The sequence below is a fragment of the Streptomyces sp. NPDC051563 genome, from assembly GCF_044454225.1.
Classification (GTDB): Bacteria; Actinomycetota; Actinomycetes; order Streptomycetales; family Streptomycetaceae; genus Streptomyces.
Window position 1 is genome coordinate 179,626 of sequence record NZ_JBITDL010000014.1, and the last position, 18,121, is coordinate 197,746.

The 18,121-nt window shown below is 74.2% G+C and carries 15 protein-coding genes; 11 read left to right on the plus strand and 4 right to left on the minus strand.

The genetic code is table 11. The annotated features are described in order from the left end of the window. The first annotated feature begins 139 nt into the window (after window positions 1-139). From ACIA8F_RS18715 to ACIA8F_RS18725, 3 genes are read left to right on the plus strand one after another with little or no spacing between them, the layout of a single operon-like run. The gene (locus ACIA8F_RS18715) at window positions 140-985 is read left to right on the plus strand and encodes a GNAT family N-acetyltransferase (protein WP_399379987.1); all 846 of its coding nucleotides are present in this window, start codon (window positions 140-142) and stop codon (window positions 983-985) included. 44 nt (window positions 986-1,029) lie between these two features. After that, window positions 1,030-1,599 (plus strand): GNAT family N-acetyltransferase, encoded by a 570-nt coding sequence (locus ACIA8F_RS18720; protein WP_399380048.1) that lies wholly within the window; start codon window positions 1,030-1,032, stop codon window positions 1,597-1,599. Between the two features lie 42 nt (window positions 1,600-1,641). Then, on the plus strand, window positions 1,642-3,345 hold the full coding sequence (locus tag ACIA8F_RS18725) for a proline--tRNA ligase (protein WP_399379988.1): 1,704 nt from the start codon (window positions 1,642-1,644) through the stop codon (window positions 3,343-3,345). A gap of 124 nt (window positions 3,346-3,469) precedes the next feature. On the opposite strand, the gene ACIA8F_RS18730 is transcribed toward ACIA8F_RS18725, so the two are convergent. From ACIA8F_RS18730 to ACIA8F_RS18745, 4 genes are read right to left on the minus strand one after another with little or no spacing between them, the layout of a single operon-like run. Beyond that, window positions 3,470-4,417 carry a slipin family protein gene (locus ACIA8F_RS18730; RefSeq protein ID WP_399379989.1) on the minus strand — a complete coding sequence of 316 codons (948 nt, stop codon included), beginning with the start codon at window positions 4,415-4,417 and terminating at the stop codon, window positions 3,470-3,472. Between the two features lie 41 nt (window positions 4,418-4,458). Beyond that, window positions 4,459-5,361 (minus strand): aminoglycoside phosphotransferase family protein, encoded by a 903-nt coding sequence (locus ACIA8F_RS18735; protein ID WP_399379991.1) that lies wholly within the window; start codon window positions 5,359-5,361, stop codon window positions 4,459-4,461. Between the two features lie 52 nt (window positions 5,362-5,413). After that, window positions 5,414-5,869: a DUF4439 domain-containing protein gene (locus tag ACIA8F_RS18740; protein ID WP_399379992.1), complete on the minus strand. Its 456-nt coding sequence runs from the start codon at window positions 5,867-5,869 to the stop codon at window positions 5,414-5,416. Beyond that, window positions 5,866-6,426, minus strand: a complete 561-nt coding sequence (locus tag ACIA8F_RS18745; protein WP_399379994.1) for a hypothetical protein — start codon at window positions 6,424-6,426, stop codon at window positions 5,866-5,868. The genes ACIA8F_RS18740 and ACIA8F_RS18745 overlap by 4 nt, the downstream gene beginning before the upstream one ends. Window positions 6,427-6,591: 165 nt before the next feature. Between ACIA8F_RS18745 and rimP the strand changes: the two genes are divergently transcribed. The 8 genes from rimP to ACIA8F_RS18785 all read left to right on the plus strand — a co-directional run bounded on the left by rimP (window position 6,592) and on the right by ACIA8F_RS18785 (window position 18,115). Further along, complete coding sequence (rimP, locus tag ACIA8F_RS18750; RefSeq protein ID WP_399379995.1) at window positions 6,592-7,089, plus strand: ribosome maturation factor RimP; 498 nt, start codon at window positions 6,592-6,594, stop codon at window positions 7,087-7,089. 2 nt (window positions 7,090-7,091) lie between these two features. Further along, entirely contained in the window at window positions 7,092-8,189 is a 1,098-nt protein-coding gene (gene nusA / locus ACIA8F_RS18755) for a transcription termination factor NusA (RefSeq protein WP_399379997.1), read from the plus strand. A 189-nt stretch (window positions 8,190-8,378) separates the two neighbouring features. Next, window positions 8,379-8,666: a YlxR family protein gene (locus ACIA8F_RS18760; protein ID WP_266881406.1), complete on the plus strand. Its 288-nt coding sequence runs from the start codon at window positions 8,379-8,381 to the stop codon at window positions 8,664-8,666. Between the two features lie 151 nt (window positions 8,667-8,817). Further along, window positions 8,818-11,979 (plus strand): translation initiation factor IF-2, encoded by a 3,162-nt coding sequence (infB, locus tag ACIA8F_RS18765; RefSeq protein ID WP_399379998.1) that lies wholly within the window; start codon window positions 8,818-8,820, stop codon window positions 11,977-11,979. A gap of 163 nt (window positions 11,980-12,142) precedes the next feature. Next, window positions 12,143-12,436: a DUF503 domain-containing protein gene (locus ACIA8F_RS18770; protein ID WP_355411441.1), complete on the plus strand. Its 294-nt coding sequence runs from the start codon at window positions 12,143-12,145 to the stop codon at window positions 12,434-12,436. 27 nt (window positions 12,437-12,463) lie between these two features. After that, window positions 12,464-12,940, plus strand: a complete 477-nt coding sequence (rbfA, locus tag ACIA8F_RS18775) for a 30S ribosome-binding factor RbfA (protein ID WP_399380001.1) — start codon at window positions 12,464-12,466, stop codon at window positions 12,938-12,940. Next, complete coding sequence (gene truB / locus ACIA8F_RS18780) at window positions 12,940-13,848, plus strand: tRNA pseudouridine(55) synthase TruB (RefSeq protein WP_399380003.1); 909 nt, start codon at window positions 12,940-12,942, stop codon at window positions 13,846-13,848. Before rbfA ends, truB begins: the two co-directional genes overlap by 1 nt. A gap of 289 nt (window positions 13,849-14,137) precedes the next feature. After that, on the plus strand, window positions 14,138-18,115 hold the full coding sequence (locus tag ACIA8F_RS18785) for a serine protease (RefSeq protein WP_399380005.1): 3,978 nt from the start codon (window positions 14,138-14,140) through the stop codon (window positions 18,113-18,115). Window positions 18,116-18,121 lie beyond the last annotated feature (6 nt).

Here is an 18,121-nt window from a genome sequence, read left to right on the forward strand (position 1 = left end):
GGGCCGCGGGCGGCGCCGGCGCCCCCCCCCCCCCCCCCCCCCCCCCCCCCCCCCCCCCCGCCGCGGGCCGCGGCGCCCCCCCCCCCCCCCCGGTCCGGGTACAGTGCGGAGATCAGCAGACTTGCATGGTGAGGCCCCAGTGTTGACGCAGACCACCACCCGGGTCCTTGAGCCCAGTGATCTTGACGCCGCGCTCGACATCCTCGGCCGCGAGCCGGTCGAGAACGCCTTCGTCACCTCGCGGGTCCAGGTCGCCGGGCTCGACCCGTGGCGCCTGGGCGGCGAGATGTGGGGCTGGTACGCCGACGGCGAGCTCCGTTCGCTCTGCTACGCCGGCGCCAACCTGGTGCCCGTCTGCGCCGGCCCCGACGCCGTACGGGCCTTCGCCGACCGCGCCCGGCGCACCGGCCGCCGCTGCTCCTCCATCGTCGGCCCCGCCGAGGCCACCGGACTGCTCTGGCGGCTCCTGGAGCCCAGCTGGGGCCCGGCCCGCGACGTCCGCTCCCGCCAGCCCCTCATGGTCATGGAACAGCCGTCCACCACGGTGACCGCCGACCCCCGGGTGCGCCGGATCCGCAAGGACGAGATGGAGGTGATCATGCCCGCCTGCGTGGCCATGTTCACCGAAGAGGTCGGCATCTCCCCGATGACCGGCGACGGCGGCCTGCTCTACCAGGCCCGGGTCGCCGAGCTGGTCGCCGGCGGGCGTTCCTTCGCCCGGGTCGAGGACGGCAAGGTCGTCTTCAAGGCCGAGATCGGCGCCGCGACCGCCCGCGCCTGCCAGATCCAGGGCGTCTGGGTCGACCCCGAGTTCCGCGGCCGCGGGCACTCCGAGACCGGGATGGCCGCCGTCGTCGCCTACGCCCTGCGGGACGTGGCCCCCGTGGTCAGCCTGTACGTCAACGACTTCAACACCGCCGCACGAGCCTCCTACCACCGGGTCGGCTTCCGCGAGGTCGGCGCGTTCATGAGCGTGCTCTTCTGATCTTGCTGTTCGAGCGCACGGTCGGCCAGTAAGGTCGCCGCATGATGCCAACCCCCGCGGGAGACGACCCCGGCCGGCCCGCCGGACTGCGCATCGGGCCCCTCGACCTCGCCGCCCGGGTCGACGAGGCCCTGCGCGTGCAGGCCCTGGCCTTCGGGCTCAGCGAGGAAGAGATCGGCATCCGGCGCTACATCGTCCAGCGCCACATGACCTGCCGCGGCGCCCGCGCGCTCGGCGCGTTCACCGGGGACGGAGAGCTCGCCGGGTTCGTCTACGGCATGCCCAACGACCGCACCCACTGGTGGTCCGGAGTCGTCGAGCCCTACCTGCGGGCCGGCGGCCACGAGAGCTGGCTCGACGGCTCCTTCGTGATCACCGAGCTGCACGTCCACCCCGGGTACCAGGGCAAGGGCCTCGGCCGCTCCCTCATCACCCTGATCACCGACACCGCCGCCGAGGACCGCTCGATCCTCTCCGCGATCGACACCGACAGCCCCGCCCGCGGCCTCTACGGCTCCCTCGGGTACGAGGACCTGGCCCGTCAGGTCCTCTTCCCGAGCGCGAGCCTCCCGTACGCCGTCATGGGCGCCCCGCTGCCGCTGCGCAGGCCCTGAAACGGTTTCCGCGCTCCCCGGCACCCCCGATAGCCTCGCGTCATGTCTACGCAACACGTGCAGCGCATGTCCCGCCTCATGGCCAAGACCCTCCGCGAGGACCCGGCCGACGCGGAAACCCTCAGCCACCGCCTCCTCGTCCGGGCCGGCTACGTCCGGCGCAGCTCCGCCGGCGTGTGGAGCTGGCTCCCGCTTGGCAAGCGGGTCCTGGACAACGTCTCGCGCATCGTCCGCGAGGAGATGGACGGGATCGGCGCGCAGGAAGTACTCCTGCCGGCCCTGCTGCCGAAGGAGCCGTACGAGGTCAGCGGCCGCTGGTCGGAGTACGGGGACCTGCTCTTCCGGCTGAAGGACCGCAAGGGCGCGGACTACCTGCTCGGCCCCACCCACGAGGAGATCTTCACCCTGGTGGTCAAGGACCAGTGCACGTCCTACAAGGACCTGCCTGTCATGCTGTACCAGATCCAGACCAAGTACCGGGACGAGGCGCGGCCCCGCTCGGGCGTCCTGCGCGGCCGCGAGTTCCAGATGAAGGACTCGTACTCCTTCGACGTGTCCGACGAGGGCCTGGCGGAGTCCTACCGGCTCCACCGCGAGGCCTACGTACGCATCTTCGAGCGGCTCGGCCTCGACCACCGGGTGGTGTCGGCCGTGTCGGGCGCCATGGGCGGCTCGGCCTCGGAGGAGTTCCTGGCCCCGGCCCCGGCCGGCGAGGACACCTTCGCGGACTGCCCCTCCTGCGGTTACGCCGCCAACACCGAGGCCGCGACCTTCGCCCTGACCCCGGCCCCCGGCGAGCACGGCCCGCTGGAGGAGATCCCCACCCCCGACACCCCCACCATCGAGAGCCTCGCGGCGCACCTGGGCGTCCCCGCCTCCGCGACCCTGAAGAACCTCCTGGTCAAGGTGGACGGCGAGATCACCGCCGTGGGCGTACCGGGCGACCGCGAGGTCGACCTGGGCAAGCTCGGCGAACACCTGGCCCCGGCCGTCGTGGAACTGGTGACGGCGGAGGACTTCACCGGCCGGCCCGACCTCGTACGGGGCTACGTGGGCCCGCAGGGCCTGGAGAAGGTCCGCTACCTCGCCGACCCGCGCGTCGCGCCGGGCACCTCCTGGGTGACGGGCGCCAACAAGCCCGACACGCACGCCCGCGACGTGGTCTGCGGCCGGGACTTCGAGGTGGACCAGTACCTCGACGTGGTCGTCGTCGAGGAGGGCGACCCCTGCCCCGCCTGCGGCGCCGGGCTGCGGCTCGACCGGGCCATCGAGATCGGGCACATCTTCCAGCTCGGCCGGAAGTACGCGGACGCGTTCGGGCTCGACGTCCTCGGCAAGGAGGGCAAGCCGGTCCGCGTCACGATGGGCTCCTACGGGATCGGCGTCTCCCGCGCGGTGGCCGCGCTGGCCGAGCAGACCGCGGACGAGCGGGGCCTGTGCTGGCCCTCCGCGGTCGCGCCGGCCGACGTGCACGTCGTGGCGGCGGGCAAGGCGGTGCCGCTCGCGCTGGCGGAGTCGGCGGCGGAGTCCCTGGCCGGGGCCGGTCTCCGCGTCCTCCTGGACGACAGGCCCGGCCTGTCACCCGGGGTGAAGCTCACCGACGCGGAGCTCATCGGGGTCCCGTGGATCCTCGTCGCGGGCCGCCGCTCGGCGGAGCCGGTGGTCGAACTCCAGGACCGCCGCGCCGGCACCCGCGAGGAGCTCCCGCTGGAGGAAGCCCTCTCCCGCCTGACCGCCGGCGCGTAGCCCTACGGGGCCGGTTCCCCACCCCCGGGGCGCACAATCCAGCCCGTCCGGCGTTCGAGGACCGGGTCCGGGCGGAGCCCGGGGAACGGTGGAAGGGCGGGTAGGGGACGGCTCCGCGCAGCGGCTAGCCGCGCTCGTCCGGCTCCGCCGGGGGCCCGTCCAGGCAGGGCTCGGACACCGCCCCGGGGCCGAGCCCCGCAGCAGCGTCCGCGGGCGCCGGGGTCGCGATGCTCGCGGGCGCCGCCGGTGCGGGGGCCGAGGTGCCCGGGGGCGGCGGCGCCGGGGCAGGGGGCGGAGGCGGCGCCGCGGGGGCAGGGGCCGCGCGTTCCAGGAAGCGGAGGAGTTCCACCGGGAACGGGAGGACCAGCGTCGAGTTCTTCTCCGCGGCGACGGCCACGACCGTCTGGAGCAGGCGCAGCTGCAGCGCCGCGGGCTGCTCCGACATGACCTCCGCCGCCTCCGCCAGCTTCTTCGACGCCTGGAGCTCCGCATCCGCGTTGATGATCCGCGCCCGCCGCTCCCGGTCGGCCTCCGCCTGCCGCGCCATCGACCGCTTCATCGTCTCCGGGAGCGAGACGTCCTTGATCTCCACCCGGTCGATCTGAACCCCCCAGCCCACCGCCGGGCTGTCGATCATCAGCTCCAGGCCCTGGTTGAGCTGCTCCCGGTTGGACAGCAGGTCGTCCAGGTCGGACTTGCCGATGATCGACCGCAGGGAGGTCTGCGCCATCTGGGAGACCGCGAACCGGTAGTCCTCGACCTGGATGATCGCGTTGGCCGCGTCCACCACCTTGAAGTACACGACCGCGTCCACCCGCACCGTGACGTTGTCCCGCGTGATCCCCTCCTGCGCGGGCACGGGCATCGTCACGATCTGCATGTTGACCTTGCGCAGCCGGTCCACGGCCGGGACCACGAAGGTGAAGCCGGGCCCCCGGACCCCGTCCCGCAGCCGGCCGAGGCGGAAGACCACGCCCCGCTCGTACTGTTTGACCACCCGGGCGGCGGCGCCCAGGTAGGCCACGATCCCGACGCCCGCGACGGCGCCGGCTGTGAGCAGTTCCTGGAGCATGGCGTCCTCCTGCCGGGCAGGTCCCCCAAGGGGGTTATGCCCTACAACCAGCCCGCGAACTCCAGCAGCAGCTCCGCGTCCCGCCGCCGCCCGGCGGCCAGCGCCCGGTTGCCCGATTCGACGGCCCGGAACAGCGTCCAGCCGCGCAGCCGGTCCCGGTCCACTTCCAGCGCGTCGGCCAGCTTGTTCACCCGCCGGCGGGCACCCGAAGCCCCCGCCGAGGAGGCCATCTGGTCCTCCAGCCGGTCCCGTACCAGCCGCGCCAGGTCGTACGCCCGCTCGCCAACCATCGGGTCGGGGCCCACCGCCAGCCACGGAGCACGCTCGCCCGCGAGGACCTTGCCCTGCCGGAAGTTCCCGTGCAGCAGCAGCTCCTCGGCCGGGGCCGCCGTCAGCTCCTCACGGGCCGCCAGCGCCGCCGAGGCCAGCTCCGCCGTCTCCGGGGGAGCCTTGCGGAGCACCTCCGCCTGCTCGGAGGTCCGCTCGGCCACCGTCTCCCAGCCGTGCCCCGGTGCCGGGGCCACCCACAGCCTGCGCAGCGTGCCGCAGGCCTCCAGCAGCGCCTTCGCCTCCGGCAGCGAACGCAGCGAGACCTCGGGGTGCAGCCGCTCCAGGAGCAGCGCCCCGTCCTCCTCGTGGTGGCGCGTGTCGAGGACCCGTACCGCCCCGAAACCGCCCCAGTGCGCCAGTGCGGCGAGCTCCCGGTCGGGGCGGAGCCCCGGCGGGGCCAGCTTCAGCGCGGCCGGGGTCCCGTCGGCGTACCGGACGAGGACGACCAGGCTGCTGCGGCCGCCGGGGGCCTGCACCCGCTGCGCGTGTACTCCGCGCCGGGCCAGCGCGTCCTGCGCCAGCCCGGGGAGCTGCCCCAGCCAGTCCGAGACGTGCGCCGATTCCGGCAGCTCGCCGAGCGCCCGTACGAGCCGCTGCGGCGGTTCGAAAGCCATGCGTGCGTGGTCCCTTTCAGCTGTGCCCGGGCTCGTCGCGCATGTTTGCGCGCTAGCTCCGCGGGGTGTCCGCGCGTTCCGTGAGCCCAGGGAAGGCTACGCCGCCACCGCGCCAGCGTGCCGCGCGCACGGCCGCGGCGCTCAGCGCGTCAGCCGCCTCGCGGCGCAACCGGCCCTCTGCCGCCCGCACCAGATCGGAGTACGCGCCCGCCACCCGGTCCTCGATCCCGGCGGCCAGCCGTTCGGCGTCGGCGGGTGTGCGCACGGCGAACGGCAGGGTGTACGCGGCCTCCGCGGCGCGGGGGGAACCGCCCAGCTCACGCACGGTGCGGGCGAGGGCGTCGCGGCGCGCGAGGTGGCCGCCGTGGGCCTCCCGGGCCTCGGCGGCGCGGCCGGCCGCCGCCCGGGCGCCGATCACGCCGTAGCCGTACGCGGCCGCGTGCTCGGCGGCGAGCGCGGCCTGCGCGGCCTCCAGGACCCGGCCGGCGGGGGAGGGGATGGAGGTCACGAGGAGGCTCCCGGGTTCGAGGTCAGCAGGTACGCGTGGACGTGGCCGCACGCCGCGACCGAGGCGAGCATCCTGGCCAGCTCCCCGGGGGCGCCGGCCAGGGAGATGGTCCGGGCCTCGGCCAGGCTCCGCTCGGCGTCCGCGAGGGCGGTCAGCGCCTCGGCGGGCGCGGCCGGCACCGGCGCGGCACCGGGGGCGGGCGGAGCGGCCGCCGCGGTGCCGGACGGCGCGGGGGAGGGCGCCGGCGAAGGAGCGGAGGCCGAGCGGGAGGGCGCCGGGGACCCGCCGTCGCCGAGGGCCGCCGTGTGCGCCGCGACCGAAGCGCGCAGCGGCGCGAGGCGCTCGGCGAGGGCCGGATGGGCCGCGGCCGTCGCGTCGTAACGTTCCAGCAGTCGCCCGCTCTCACGAACGGCCGTCTCACGCATCCGCCGTTCGAGTGGAACCTCGGGATCCGCGGCGGGCGTCCCGCCGTCGGAGCAACCGCTGAGCAGCGCGGCTCCGGTGATGCCCGCGGCACCGGCGAGCAGGCCTCTTCGCGACGGCAGGATCGAGGGCACGGCAAGGCCTCCGGGGGCTGACTGGGCTGATCGTGGGCAGGGAGTGATCACGGTACCCGGGGCTCCGTCCACAGGGCGGACGGCAACACCCCCCGCGACCGGATACCCTTTGACCTGACGCACGACGGACATCACAACAGCACACGCGGCCGAGGAGTCACCCGGATGAGCACCACCCAGAGCGACAGGCTGCGCGCATTGCTGGAGCCGCTCGCCGCCGCCAAGGGCCTGGACCTCGAGGAGATCGAGACGTCCAAGGCGGGCAAGCGCCGGATGCTGCGCATCATCGTGGACTCCGATGACGGCGTGGAGCTGGACGCGTGCGCCGAGCTGAGCCGCGAAGTCTCCGACCTGCTGGACGAGACCGACGCGATGGGCGAGGACGAGTACGTCCTCGAAGTCAGCTCGCCGGGCGCGGACCGCCCGCTCACCGAGCACCGTCACTACATCCGGGCGATCGGCCGGCTCGTGAAGTTCCAGACGTCGGACGGCGGGGAAGTGATCGCCCGCATCCTCGACGTCGACGACGAGGGCATGGACCTGGAGGTCCCGGGCGTGAAGGGCCGCAAGGCGACCGCCCGGCGCATCGCATTCACCGACATCGCCAAGGCGCGTGTCGAGATCGAGTTCAACCGCAAGGACAAGAAGGAAGAGGAGGCGTAGTCGTGGACATCGACATGAGTGCCCTACGGGGTCTGGTCCGGGAGAAGGAGATTTCCTTCGACCTGCTGGTCGAAGCGATCGAGTCGGCCCTCCTCATCGCGTACCACCGCACCGAGGGAAGCTTCCGGCGCGCACGCGTCGTGCTCGACCGCACCAACGGTCACGTGATCGTGTGGGCGACCGAGGACCCGAGGGACCTGGAAGAGGGCCAGGAGGCCAAGGAGTTCGACGACACCCCGTCGGACTTCGGCCGCATCGCCGCGACGACCGCCAAGCAGGTGATCCTCCAGCGTCTGCGCGACGCCGAGGACGACCTGACCTTCGGCGAGTTCCTGGGCCGCGAGGGTGATGTCATCACCGGCGTCGTGCAGCAGGGCAAGGACCCGAAGAACGTCCTGGTCGACATCGGCAAGATGGAGGCCATGCTGCCGGTGCAGGAGCAGGTCCCCGGCGAGGACTACACGCACGGACTGCGGCTGAAGTCGTACGTCGTGCGGGTGGCGAAGGGTGTCCGCGGTCCGTCCGTGACCCTGTCGCGCACCCACCCGAACCTGGTGAAGAAGCTGTTCTCGCTGGAGGTCCCGGAGATCGCCGACGGCAGCGTCGAGATCTGCGCGATCGCCCGTGAGGCCGGTCACCGCACCAAGATCGCCGTTCGCGCCAACCGCTCCGGCCTCAACCCGAAGGGCGCCTGCATCGGCCCGATGGGCAGCCGCGTGCGCAACGTGATGGCCGAGCTGCACGGTGAGAAGATCGACATCGTCGACTGGTCGGACGACCCGGCGGAGATGGTCGCCAACGCCCTGTCACCCGCCCGGGTGAGCAAGGTCGAGGTCGTGGACTGGGACACCCGGTCCGCCCGGGTGACCGTGCCCGACTACCAGCTGTCGCTGGCCATCGGCAAGGAGGGCCAGAACGCCCGCCTCGCCGCCCGCCTCACCGGCTGGCGCATCGACATCCGTCCCGACACCGAGCAGCCCTCGGACGCGGACGACCGCGACCGGGGCGACCGCGCCGAGCGCCGGGACGACCGGGGCGACCGGGGCGACCGGGGCGACGACCGCCGGGACGACCGGCGCGACGACCGCCGCGGGGAATAAAACCGCTACCGCCCGGAGCTGTCCGGGCGGTACACAAGAACGGCAGGGGCGACGAAGAGCCCTGCCCGACGTGCACGGCTGTCCTCCGCCGAGGTTTCGGCGGCGGGACCCGGCACTCGTGATCACGACGACATCCGTTCGATTTTTCACCCGAAGAGGTGAGGTCGGTGCGGGGAGGTAGACTTAAGCGTGTCTGGCCGGACGCAAGCCCGCGCATGCCCCGAACGCACCTGTGTGGGGTGTCGGGAGCGAGCGGCCAAGAGCGATCTGCTGCGCATCGTGGCGGTCGGTGACAAATGTGTCTCCGATCCTCGCGGTACGCTGCCCGGCCGGGGTGCCTACGTGCACCCCGCCGTGGTCTGCCTCGACCAGGCTGTCCGCCGCAGGGCGTTCTCCCGGGCCTTCAAGTCCGCAGGACCGTTCGACACGGCGGAACTGCACAATGCCGTGGCCGATGAGGCCGAGGCGACACCGTAAGCACGTAGTACGGCACGGATCACCGTGCGGTCAGGTACCTCGCGAGTTGGAAGTAGGTCGAGATTGCGATGAGCACCCCTCGATGAGTACGCGATGAGTACGAGCATGAAGTAGAGACGGTCCGGCGTAACCCGGACCTAAAAGGAGCGAAGTGGCTAAGGTCCGGGTATACGAACTCGCCAAGGAGTTCGGAGTTGAGAGCAAGGTCGTCATGGCCAAGCTCCAGGAACTCGGTGAGTTCGTCCGTTCGGCGTCCTCGACGATCGAGGCGCCGGTCGTACGCAAGTTGACCGATGCTTTGCAGGGCCCCGGCGGCAACGCCGGCAAGTCCGCTGCGAAGCCGGGTGAGCCCCGCAAGGCCGCCCCCGCCAAGCCCGGGGTTCCCACCCCGGGTGCTGTTGCACGTCCCGCGGCGCCGAAGCCCGGCGCCCCGGCCCCCAAGCCGGTCGTCGCGGAGGCCCCGGCCGCCGCAGCGCCCGCCCCGGTGACCCCGGCCCCCGCCGCAGGCGGCCCGCGTCCCGGTCCCAAGGCTCCGGCCGCCCCGAAGCCCGCTCCGGCGGCTCCCGTGGCGACCGAGTTCTCCGCGCCCCCGGCGGCTCCGGCCGCCGCGGCCCCGGCGCGCACCGACCGTCCCGCCGGCCCCGGCGCGACCCCCGGTCCGCGTCCGGCGCAGCAGCGCCCCGAGCGTCCGGCGGCCGGTGGCCAGTCCGGCGCCCGTCCCGGCGCCCCGCGTCCGGCCGGCGCCGCTCCGGCGCGCGCCGAGCGTCCCGCCGGTCCCGGTGCCCAGGCACCGCGTCCGCAGGGCGCCCGTCCGGCCGGTCCCCGTCCGGGCAACAACCCGTTCACCTCTGGTGGCTCCACCGGCATGGCGCGCCCGCAGGCGCCCCGTCCGGCCGGCGCTCCCCGTCCCGGTGCCCCCGGCGCCGGTGACCGCCAGGGTGGCGCTCCCCGTCCGCAGGGCGGCCCCGGTGGCGCTCCGCGCCCCCAGGGTGCCGGTGCGGGCCGTCCGACCCCGGGCGGCATGCCGCGCCCGCAGGGCGGCGCCCCGCGTCCCGGTGGTGCTCCCGGTGGTAACCGTCCCAACCCGGGCATGATGCCGCAGCGTCCCGCTGCCGGTGGTCCCGGTCCCCGTCCCGGTGGCGGCCCCGGTGGCCGTGGTCCCGGTGCCGGTGGTCCCCGTCCCGGCGGTGCCGGTGGCGCGGGTCGTCCCGCGGGCGGCGGCTTCGCCGGCCGTCCGGCCGGTCCGGGCTCGCGTCCGGGTGGCGGCGGCGGCTTCGGCGGTCCCCGTCCCGGTGGCGGCGGCTTCGGCGGCGGTCCGGCCGGTGCCGGTGGCGGCGGTCGTCCCGGCTTCGGCGGACGTCCCGGTGGTCCCAACGCCCGTGGTGGCACGCAGGGCGCCTTCGGCCGTCCCGGTGGTCCCGCGCGTCGTGGACGCAAGTCCAAGCGCCAGCGTCGCCAGGAGTACGAGGCCATGCAGGCCCCGTCGGTCGGCGGCATCATGCTGCCGCGTGGTCACGGCGAGACCGTTCGCCTGTCCCGCGGTGCCTCCCTCACCGACTTCGCGGAGAAGATCAACGCCAACCCGGCGTCGCTCGTCGCCGTGATGATGAACCTCGGCGAGATGGTCACTGCCACGCAGTCCGTCTCCGACGAGACCCTCGAAATGCTGGCCGGCGAGATGAACTACGTCGTTCAGATCGTCAGCCCGGAGGAAGAGGACCGCGAGCTCCTCGAGGGCTTCGACATCGAGTTCGGCGAGGACGAGGGCGGCGAGGAATTCCTCATGCCGCGTCCGCCGGTCGTGACCGTCATGGGTCACGTCGACCACGGTAAGACCCGACTGCTCGACGCCATCCGCAAGACGAACGTCGTCGCGGGCGAGGCCGGTGGCATCACCCAGCACATCGGTGCCTACCAGGTGGGCACCGAGGTCAACGGTGAAGAGCGCAAGATCACCTTCATCGACACCCCCGGTCACGAGGCGTTCACCGCCATGCGTGCCCGTGGTGCCAAGTCGACCGACATCGCGATCCTCGTGGTCGCGGCCAACGACGGCGTGATGCCGCAGACGATCGAGGCGCTCAACCACGCCCAGGCCGCCGGCGTTCCGATCGTCGTCGCGGTCAACAAGATCGACGTCGAGGGTGCCGACCCGGTCAAGGTGCGCGGTCAGCTCACCGAGTTCGGTCTGGTCGCCGAGGAGTACGGCGGCGACACGATGTTCGTCGACATCTCCGCCAAGCAGGGTCTGCACATCGACTCCCTGCTCGAGGCCGTCGTCCTCACCGCCGACGCCTCGCTCGACCTGCGCGCCAACCCGGAGCAGGACGCTCAGGGTATTGCGATCGAGTCCCACCTCGACCGCGGCCGCGGTGCCGTCGCCACCGTCCTCGTCCAGCGCGGTACCCTCCGCGTCGGCGACACGATGGTCGTGGGCGATGCCTACGGCCGCGTGCGCGCCATGCTCGACGACAAGGGCAACAACGTCGAGGAAGCGGGTCCCGCGACCCCCGTCCTGGTCCTGGGTCTCACCAACGTCCCCGGCGCCGGCGACAACTTCCTCGTCGTCGACGAGGACCGCACCGCCCGTCAGATCGCCGAGAAGCGTGCTGCGCGTGAGCGCAACGCCAACTTCGCCAAGCGCGTCCGCCGGGTGTCCCTGGAAGACCTCGACTCGGTCCTCAAGGCCGGTCTCGTCCAGGAACTCAACCTCATCATCAAGGGCGACGCGTCCGGTGCGGTGGAGGCTCTCGAGTCCTCGCTGCTCCAGCTCGACGTCGGCGAAGAGGTCGACATCCGCGTCCTGCACCGCGGTGTGGGTGCGGTCACCGAGTCCGACATCAACCTGGCGATGGGCTCCGACGCCATCGTCATCGGCTACAACGTCCGTGCGGCCGGCCGTGCCGCGCAGATGGCGGAGCGCGAGGGTGTCGACGTCCGCTACTACTCGGTGATCTACCAGGCCATCGAGGAGATCGAGGCGGCCCTGAAGGGTCTCCTCAAGCCGGAGTACGAAGAGGTCGAGCTCGGTACGGCGGAGGTCCGCGAGGTCTTCCGCTCGTCCAAGCTGGGCAACATCGCCGGTGTCCTCATCCGGTCGGGCGAGGTCAAGCGCAACACCAAGGCGCGGCTCCTGCGCGATGGCAAGGTCATCGCCGAGAACCTCAACATCTCCGGTCTGCGCCGCTTCAAGGACGACGTCACCGAGATCCGCGAAGGCTTCGAGGGCGGTATCAACCTCGGTAACTTCAACGACATCAAGATCGACGACGTCATCGCGACGTACGAGATGCGCGAGAAGCCCCGCGCGTAAGCGCGAGGCGGTTCGCACCGTGTCGTAGGTAGCTGTAACACCGGGGCCGGTCGGCGGAATATCCGTCGATCGGCCCCGGCCGTTGCGTGTACGGTTCTGATGACCCTGCCGCGCGACGGCCGGCAGGCCACCGAACCCGCACCGGCGGGACATCCGGAACTGCATGTACGTGGGGACTCTGTCCTTCGATCTGCTCCTCGGCGACGTTCACTCGCTGAAGGAGAAACGCTCCGTCGTCCGGCCCATCGTGGCCGAGCTCCAGCGCAAGTTCTCTGTGAGCGCGGCCGAAGTGGGCGACCAGGACCTGCACCGCAGGGCCCGTATAGGGGTCGCTCTGGTGAGTGGGGACACGGGGTTCCTCTCGGATGTACTGGACCGCTGCGAGCGGCTGGTCGCGGCACGTCCGGAAGTGGAGCTGCTGTCGGTACGACGGCGGATCCACGGTGATGAAGACTGACCGCAAGACGAAGAAGGAGACGGACCAGTGGCCGACAATGCGCGGGCGAAGAAGCTGGCGGACCTCATCCGGGAGGTGGTGGCCGAGAAGCTGCAGCGCGGCGTCAAGGACCCCCGCCTCGGTACGCACGTGACCATCACGGACACCAGGGTCACCGGCGACCTGCGGGAGGCCACGGTCTTCTACACGGTGTACGGCGACGACGAGGCGCGGGTCAGCGCGGCAGCGGGCCTGGAGAGCGCCAAGGGCGTCCTGCGCTCCGCGGTCGGCCGGGCGGCACAGACCAAGTTCACGCCGACCCTGACGTTCGTGGCGGACGCCCTTCCGGAGACCGCCAAGAGCATCGAGGACCTCCTGGAGAAGGCGCGGACCTCCGACGCCCAGGTGCGCGAGGTCTCCTCGGGCGCGAAGTACGCCGGCGACGCCGACCCGTACAAGAAGCCCGATGAGGACGACGACGCCGACGGGGCCGACGCCGACGAAGACGGGGACGCATCCGCGTAATGAGCACCAACGCAGGGAAGACGCCGGACGGCCTGGTCATCGTCGACAAGCCGTCCGGTTTCACTTCGCACGACGTGGTCGCCAAGATGCGCGGGATCGCCAAGACCCGCCGCGTGGGCCACGCCGGCACGCTCGACCCGATGGCGACGGGCGTGCTGGTCCTGGGCGTCGAGAAGGCCACCAAGCTCCTCGGCCACCTCGCGCTCACGGAGAAGGAGTACCTCGGCACCATCCGGCTGGGCCAGAACACCCTGACGGACGACGCCGAGGGCGAGATCACCTCCTCCACGGACGCCACCGGGGTCACCCGGGAGGGCGTGGACGCGGGCATCGCCAAGCTGTCCGGTGCGATCATGCAGGTCCCGTCCAAGGTCAGCGCCATCAAGATCAAGGGCGTGCGCTCCTACAAGCGCGCACGGGACGGCGAGGAGTTCGAGATCCCGGCCCGCCCGGTGACCGTGTCCTCCTTCCAGGTGTACGACATGCGGGAGGCGGAGGCCGAGGACGGCACCAAGGTCGTCGACCTCGTCGTCTCCGTGGTCTGCTCCAGCGGTACGTACATCCGCGCGCTCGCGCGGGACCTCGGCGCCGACCTCGGCGTCGGCGGGCACCTCACGGCGCTGCGGCGCACGCGGGTGGGTCCGTACAAGATCGACCGGGCGCGCACGCTCGACCAGCTCCAGGAGGAGCTGACCGTCATGCCGATCGGCGACGCGGCGGCTGCCGCGTTCCCGCGCTGGCAGCTCGACTCCCGGCGGGCGTCGCTGCTGGCGAACGGCGTCCGGATCGACATGCCGGACGAGTACGAGCCCGGCAAGGCGGTCGCGGTCTACGGGCCGGAGGGGCAGCTGCTCGGGCTCGTGGAGAACAAGGGCGGCAAGGCGAAGTCGCTCGCCGTCTTCGCCTGACCGGTTCCCCCGGTCCGTTTTCCCGATGCGTTCACCGGCCGGCCTTCGGGCCGGCCGGTTCTCGTTTTCGACGTGGAGCGGTGAGCGCACACGGACTGCTGCTCACCGCTCCACGACCCCCCTCGGGTAGGTCTCTATCCATCCGGACCCTCCTATTCACCCGTCCGAGCAGGCGCTCGGAGTGAATGGAGGGAGCGTAAGGGGGCGCTTTCGCCTCGCGTGCTTTTCCCGCTGATCTTCACCTGCCTACGGTCGTGCCTACGGGGCACGCGCGACGGGGAGTGGTGCGGTGACGGCGGAACTGATCAGGATCTGCGATCTCGCCGGGCGGCCGCGGGGGAGCGGGTTCGTCGCGGACGACCGCGGGACCGTGCTCACCAGCCACGAGGCCGTCGACGGACTGGCCCGGGTCGTCCTGCACGGGCCGCCGCCGGGGGAGCGGACCTGGGTGGCGGGGGCCTCGGACGTGACCGCCCTGCCGGAGCTGGGGCTGGCGCTGGTACGGAGCGACGGGCTCGGAGTACGGCCGCTGCCGGTCGCACCGCGGGCGGTGATCGCTCCCGGGACCTACGTACGGCTGTCGGCGCGGGGCTGGCGCCAGGCACGGGTGCTCGGCCCGGCCGAGGCGGCCTACGCGTGGGCGGGCCCGGTGGCGGCGGCCCCGACGGGGGCGCATCAGTTCCCGCTGCTCCCGGCCGCGCTGGAACTGGCCATCGGAACCGACGGCCGCGACGCGCTGCGGCTCGGCGGCGAGGCCTGCGGGGGCCCGGTGCTGGACGACGGAACCGGAGCGGTGCTCGCGGTCCTGTGCACCGCTCCGCAGTCGGAGCACCGCTCCGGGGGCTTCGCCGTGCCGCTCACGGCCGCGGCCGCCGCCGACCCGGGCGGACCCCTGGCCGCGCTGCTGGAACGCAACGCCGCCACCGTGCCGGGCCACGGCCCCGCTCTGAACCTCGCCGGAGCCCTGCAGCTCACCGGCACGACCCTCGGCGCGGCCCTCGCCACCGGGGGACCCGAGCCGGTGAACCGCCCGGCGATCGCAGCGGAACTGGACGCCTTCACCGCCGGGAACCGCCCTGTCCTCGCCCTGGTCGGACACCCCGGCACCGGCCGCACCACCGCCCTCGCCGCCCTGGCGGTCCGCCGCGCCCGCGGCCCGCGCCCGGCCCCGACCCTCTGGCTGCGCGGAGCCGACCTGCGGGCCGGGGACACCTCGCTGGCCGACGCGGTGGCCCGGGCCCTGGCGGAGGCCGGCCGGATCCTGGAGGTGCCGGCCGCCGTCGCGGGGGCGGACCAGGCTTCGGAGCTGGCCGCGCTCGTGGCCTCGGCCGGGCGGCCCCTGCTCGTCGTCCTGGACGGGCCCGAGGAGATGCCCCCGCGGCTCGCGGGCCGGGCGGCGCCGTGGACCGCCGCCACCGCCGCCTGGCTGGACGCGACCGGAGCCCGGCTCGCCGTGGCCGCCCGACCCGAACACTGGGAGTCCGCCGGGCGGCTCTACCCGCGGCGGATGCTCCGCACCCCGGCCCGGCCGGCCCGCGGGCTGCCGCCGGCGGTCCCGGTCGGCGACCTCACCCCCGAGGAGGCGGTGCTCGCCGGGGCCCGGCTGGGCATCCCGGCCGGCGCCGTCGCCGGAGCCGACGCCCGGCACCCGCTCACCCTGCGGCTGCTCGCGGAGATCCGCGCGGCCGGGGTCACCGCGGGCCGTCCGTCGCGTGACGAGGTGTTCGCCGCACACCTGGACCTGCTGTGCCTGCGCGTGGCCGTCCGGGTCTGCGCGGCGCTGCCGCAGCCGCGCACACGCGGCGCGGCCCCGGAAACGGGCGGCGCGAGGTGGGCGGATCCGGGTGGGGTGTACGGGCCGGGTTCGGGTGGGGTGTACGGGGTGGATCCGGGTGGGGTGTGCGGGCCGGGCTTGGGCGGAGTGTGCGGGTCGGGCTCGGGTGGCGGGTACGGGGCGGACTCCGGCGGGCAGTCCGGTTCGGTCCGGGGCGGCGTCGACGGGGTGGATCCGGGTGGGGCGTGCGGGGCCGGCCAGGGCGGGGCGTGCGGTCCGGACGCCGCCGCCGTGTACGGGCCCGGCGCGGGCCGGCTGGCCGCGCGGGTGGCCGGGCGGGTGCACGAAGCCGCCCGGCGGTGTCTGGGACCCGGGCAGGGACAGCTGGACCGGGCCTCCTTCGAGGAACTGTTCCCCTGGCGGTCGGGGTGGGCCTCCGCGGTGCTCGCCGAGGGGCTGCTGGTGCCCGCCGGAGAGGGCTACCGCTTCGCCCACGAGGAGCTCGCCGACTGGGTGCAGGCCGCGCACCTGGATCTCCCGGCCGCCCTGGACACCCTCGGACGGGACGTCCCCCGCCACCGCATCGGTCCCGTGCTGGAGGCCCTGCGGCTGCTCCCGCCCGGGGAGCGGGCAGCGGCACTGGAGCGGCTCGTGGCCCTGCTCGACGGCGAAGCGGCCGGCCCCGAGGCGCGCTGGTGGGCCGCCCGCCTCCTCGGCGAAACCCTGCTGCGCGCCCCCGACGCCACGCCGTACCTGCCCGTCCTCCACGCCCTCACCGCCCACCTGACCGGGCCGCCGAAGGCCGCGGCACCCGCGGGCCCGGCACCGGCGCGCCCGGCACCCGCGGGCCCGGCACCGGCGTCCGTGATGCCCGCCCCCGTGCCCCCGCCACCCGCCCCCGTGCCGCGGGCGGACCCGCCACCGGCCGGTTCCGCCGCGTACGCGGGAGCCCTGGGGGTCCCGGGCCCGGCGGCCACCACCGCGTGGCCGGGACCCGGAGCCACCGGGCACCCGCGGATCCCCGCCCAGGGCGGAGCCCCGCGGGCCGACGGGCAGGCCGGGCCCGGGGAGACGGCCTGCGCCGGCGGGGCGCGGACCGGCGGGAGCGCCGCACCCGGCGGCCCGCCCGAGCCCGGTCGGGGCCCGGAGGACGAGGGGGAGTTCGGGGCGTGGTTCTGGACCCGGCTGCGCATCGCCGAGGAGGACCGGTTCGAGCTGCTGCGCCGCCTGGTGCCCCATGACCACCGCCTCCTCGAGGCCGCCGCCCGGCGGCTGGTCCGCGCACCGCGCCTCGTACAGCCGCTGCTGTGCGGCTGGTTCCGCGACGAGGGGCGGCTGCTCGGGCGGCCCGGGGCCACCGTCGCCACGGCCGCGCAGGCCCTGCTGCACACCCACCGCGGGCTCGCCGTCGACGACCTCGCCGAGGCGCTCGTCACGGCCGCGCACCCCCGCGCCGACGAACTGCTCGCCGCCCTCGCCGAGGACGAGCCCTCCGCCCTCAGCCGGGCCGTGGACCGATGGGCCCACGACGAGCGGCCCGGCCGCCGGGTCGCGGCCGCCGCGTACGGGCCGCTCACCGCCCCGCACGTACGCACCCCCGCCGACCGCGAGCTGCTGCGCTACGCCGCGCAGGCCCTCCTGGCCCGCCCCGCCGACGTCTCCCTGCACGGCAGCGCCCTCGGAATCCTGCTCCGCGACCCCCAGGTACGGGCCCGCTACCTCCCCGAGGCACTGGCCTGCTTCCGCGACCCCGCACGCGGCCGGCGGCTGCCCGCCGCCGCGCTGGTCGCCGCGCTCCCCGTGCTGCCCGACCCGGACGCGGTGTTCGCCGCCCTGCGGGAACGGGCCGACGGCGAAGTGGTGCGCGCCCTGGCCGCGCTGACCACCCCGGGCCTGGCGCGGCGCGCGGCCGACCTCGTACGGGACCACCTGGCGCGCCGCCCGCAGGACGCGGCGCACGCCGCCGCGTTCCTGGACCAGCGGCTCGAACAGGGCCTGGCCGCCGCCCCCGTGCTCCGCCCGCTCGTACGGGACCTGCTGGCCTCCGGTCCGCCGCCGGTCCGGGCCGCGCTGGCCGGCGTACTGGCCGCCCCGGGCACGGAGCCCTCGTACACCCTCCGCGGGGAGCTCGCCGAGGAGCTGCTCCGCGAGGAGCTCGACCCGTCGGTGCTCGACGCCTTCCTCGGCGCCCTGGCGGCGGGAGCGGCCGCCGGTGCACCCGCGGACCGCACCCGGGACCTCCTGCGGCGCACCGGCCGGCAACTGCTGCGCGCACCGGGCGGTCCGGCGGTCTTCGAGCGGCGCACGGTCGAGCTGGCGCGGGCCGAACCGGCCTTCGGCGCCCTCGTGGCCCGCTGGCTGGAGCGGGCGCCGCAGGAGGCGGCGGCGCTGCTGGGGCCGAGCGCGCGCCGGACCGTCGAGACCCTCGCTCACAGCGCGTGCCCGCGGGAAGACGCCGATGATGGGCAGCGGCCACCGGCATGGCAGTCTTAGACCTGC

Bases quoted from the DNA above. Each gene is read 5' to 3' on its own strand.
- ACIA8F_RS18720 (WP_399380048.1), top strand. From the start codon at position 1,030: ATGCCAACCCCCGCGGGAGACGACCCCGGCCGGCCCGCCGGACTGCGC.
- ACIA8F_RS18725 (WP_399379988.1), top strand. From the start codon at position 1,642: ATGTCTACGCAACACGTGCAGCGCATGTCCCGCCTCATGGCCAAGACC.
- ACIA8F_RS18730 (WP_399379989.1), bottom strand. From the start codon at position 4,417: ATGCTCCAGGAACTGCTCACAGCCGGCGCCGTCGCGGGCGTCGGGATC.
- ACIA8F_RS18735 (WP_399379991.1), bottom strand. From the start codon at position 5,361: ATGGCTTTCGAACCGCCGCAGCGGCTCGTACGGGCGCTCGGCGAGCTG.
- rimP (WP_399379995.1), top strand. From the start codon at position 6,592: ATGAGCACCACCCAGAGCGACAGGCTGCGCGCATTGCTGGAGCCGCTC.
- ACIA8F_RS18770 (WP_355411441.1), top strand. From the start codon at position 12,143: ATGTACGTGGGGACTCTGTCCTTCGATCTGCTCCTCGGCGACGTTCAC.
- truB (WP_399380003.1), top strand. From the start codon at position 12,940: ATGAGCACCAACGCAGGGAAGACGCCGGACGGCCTGGTCATCGTCGAC.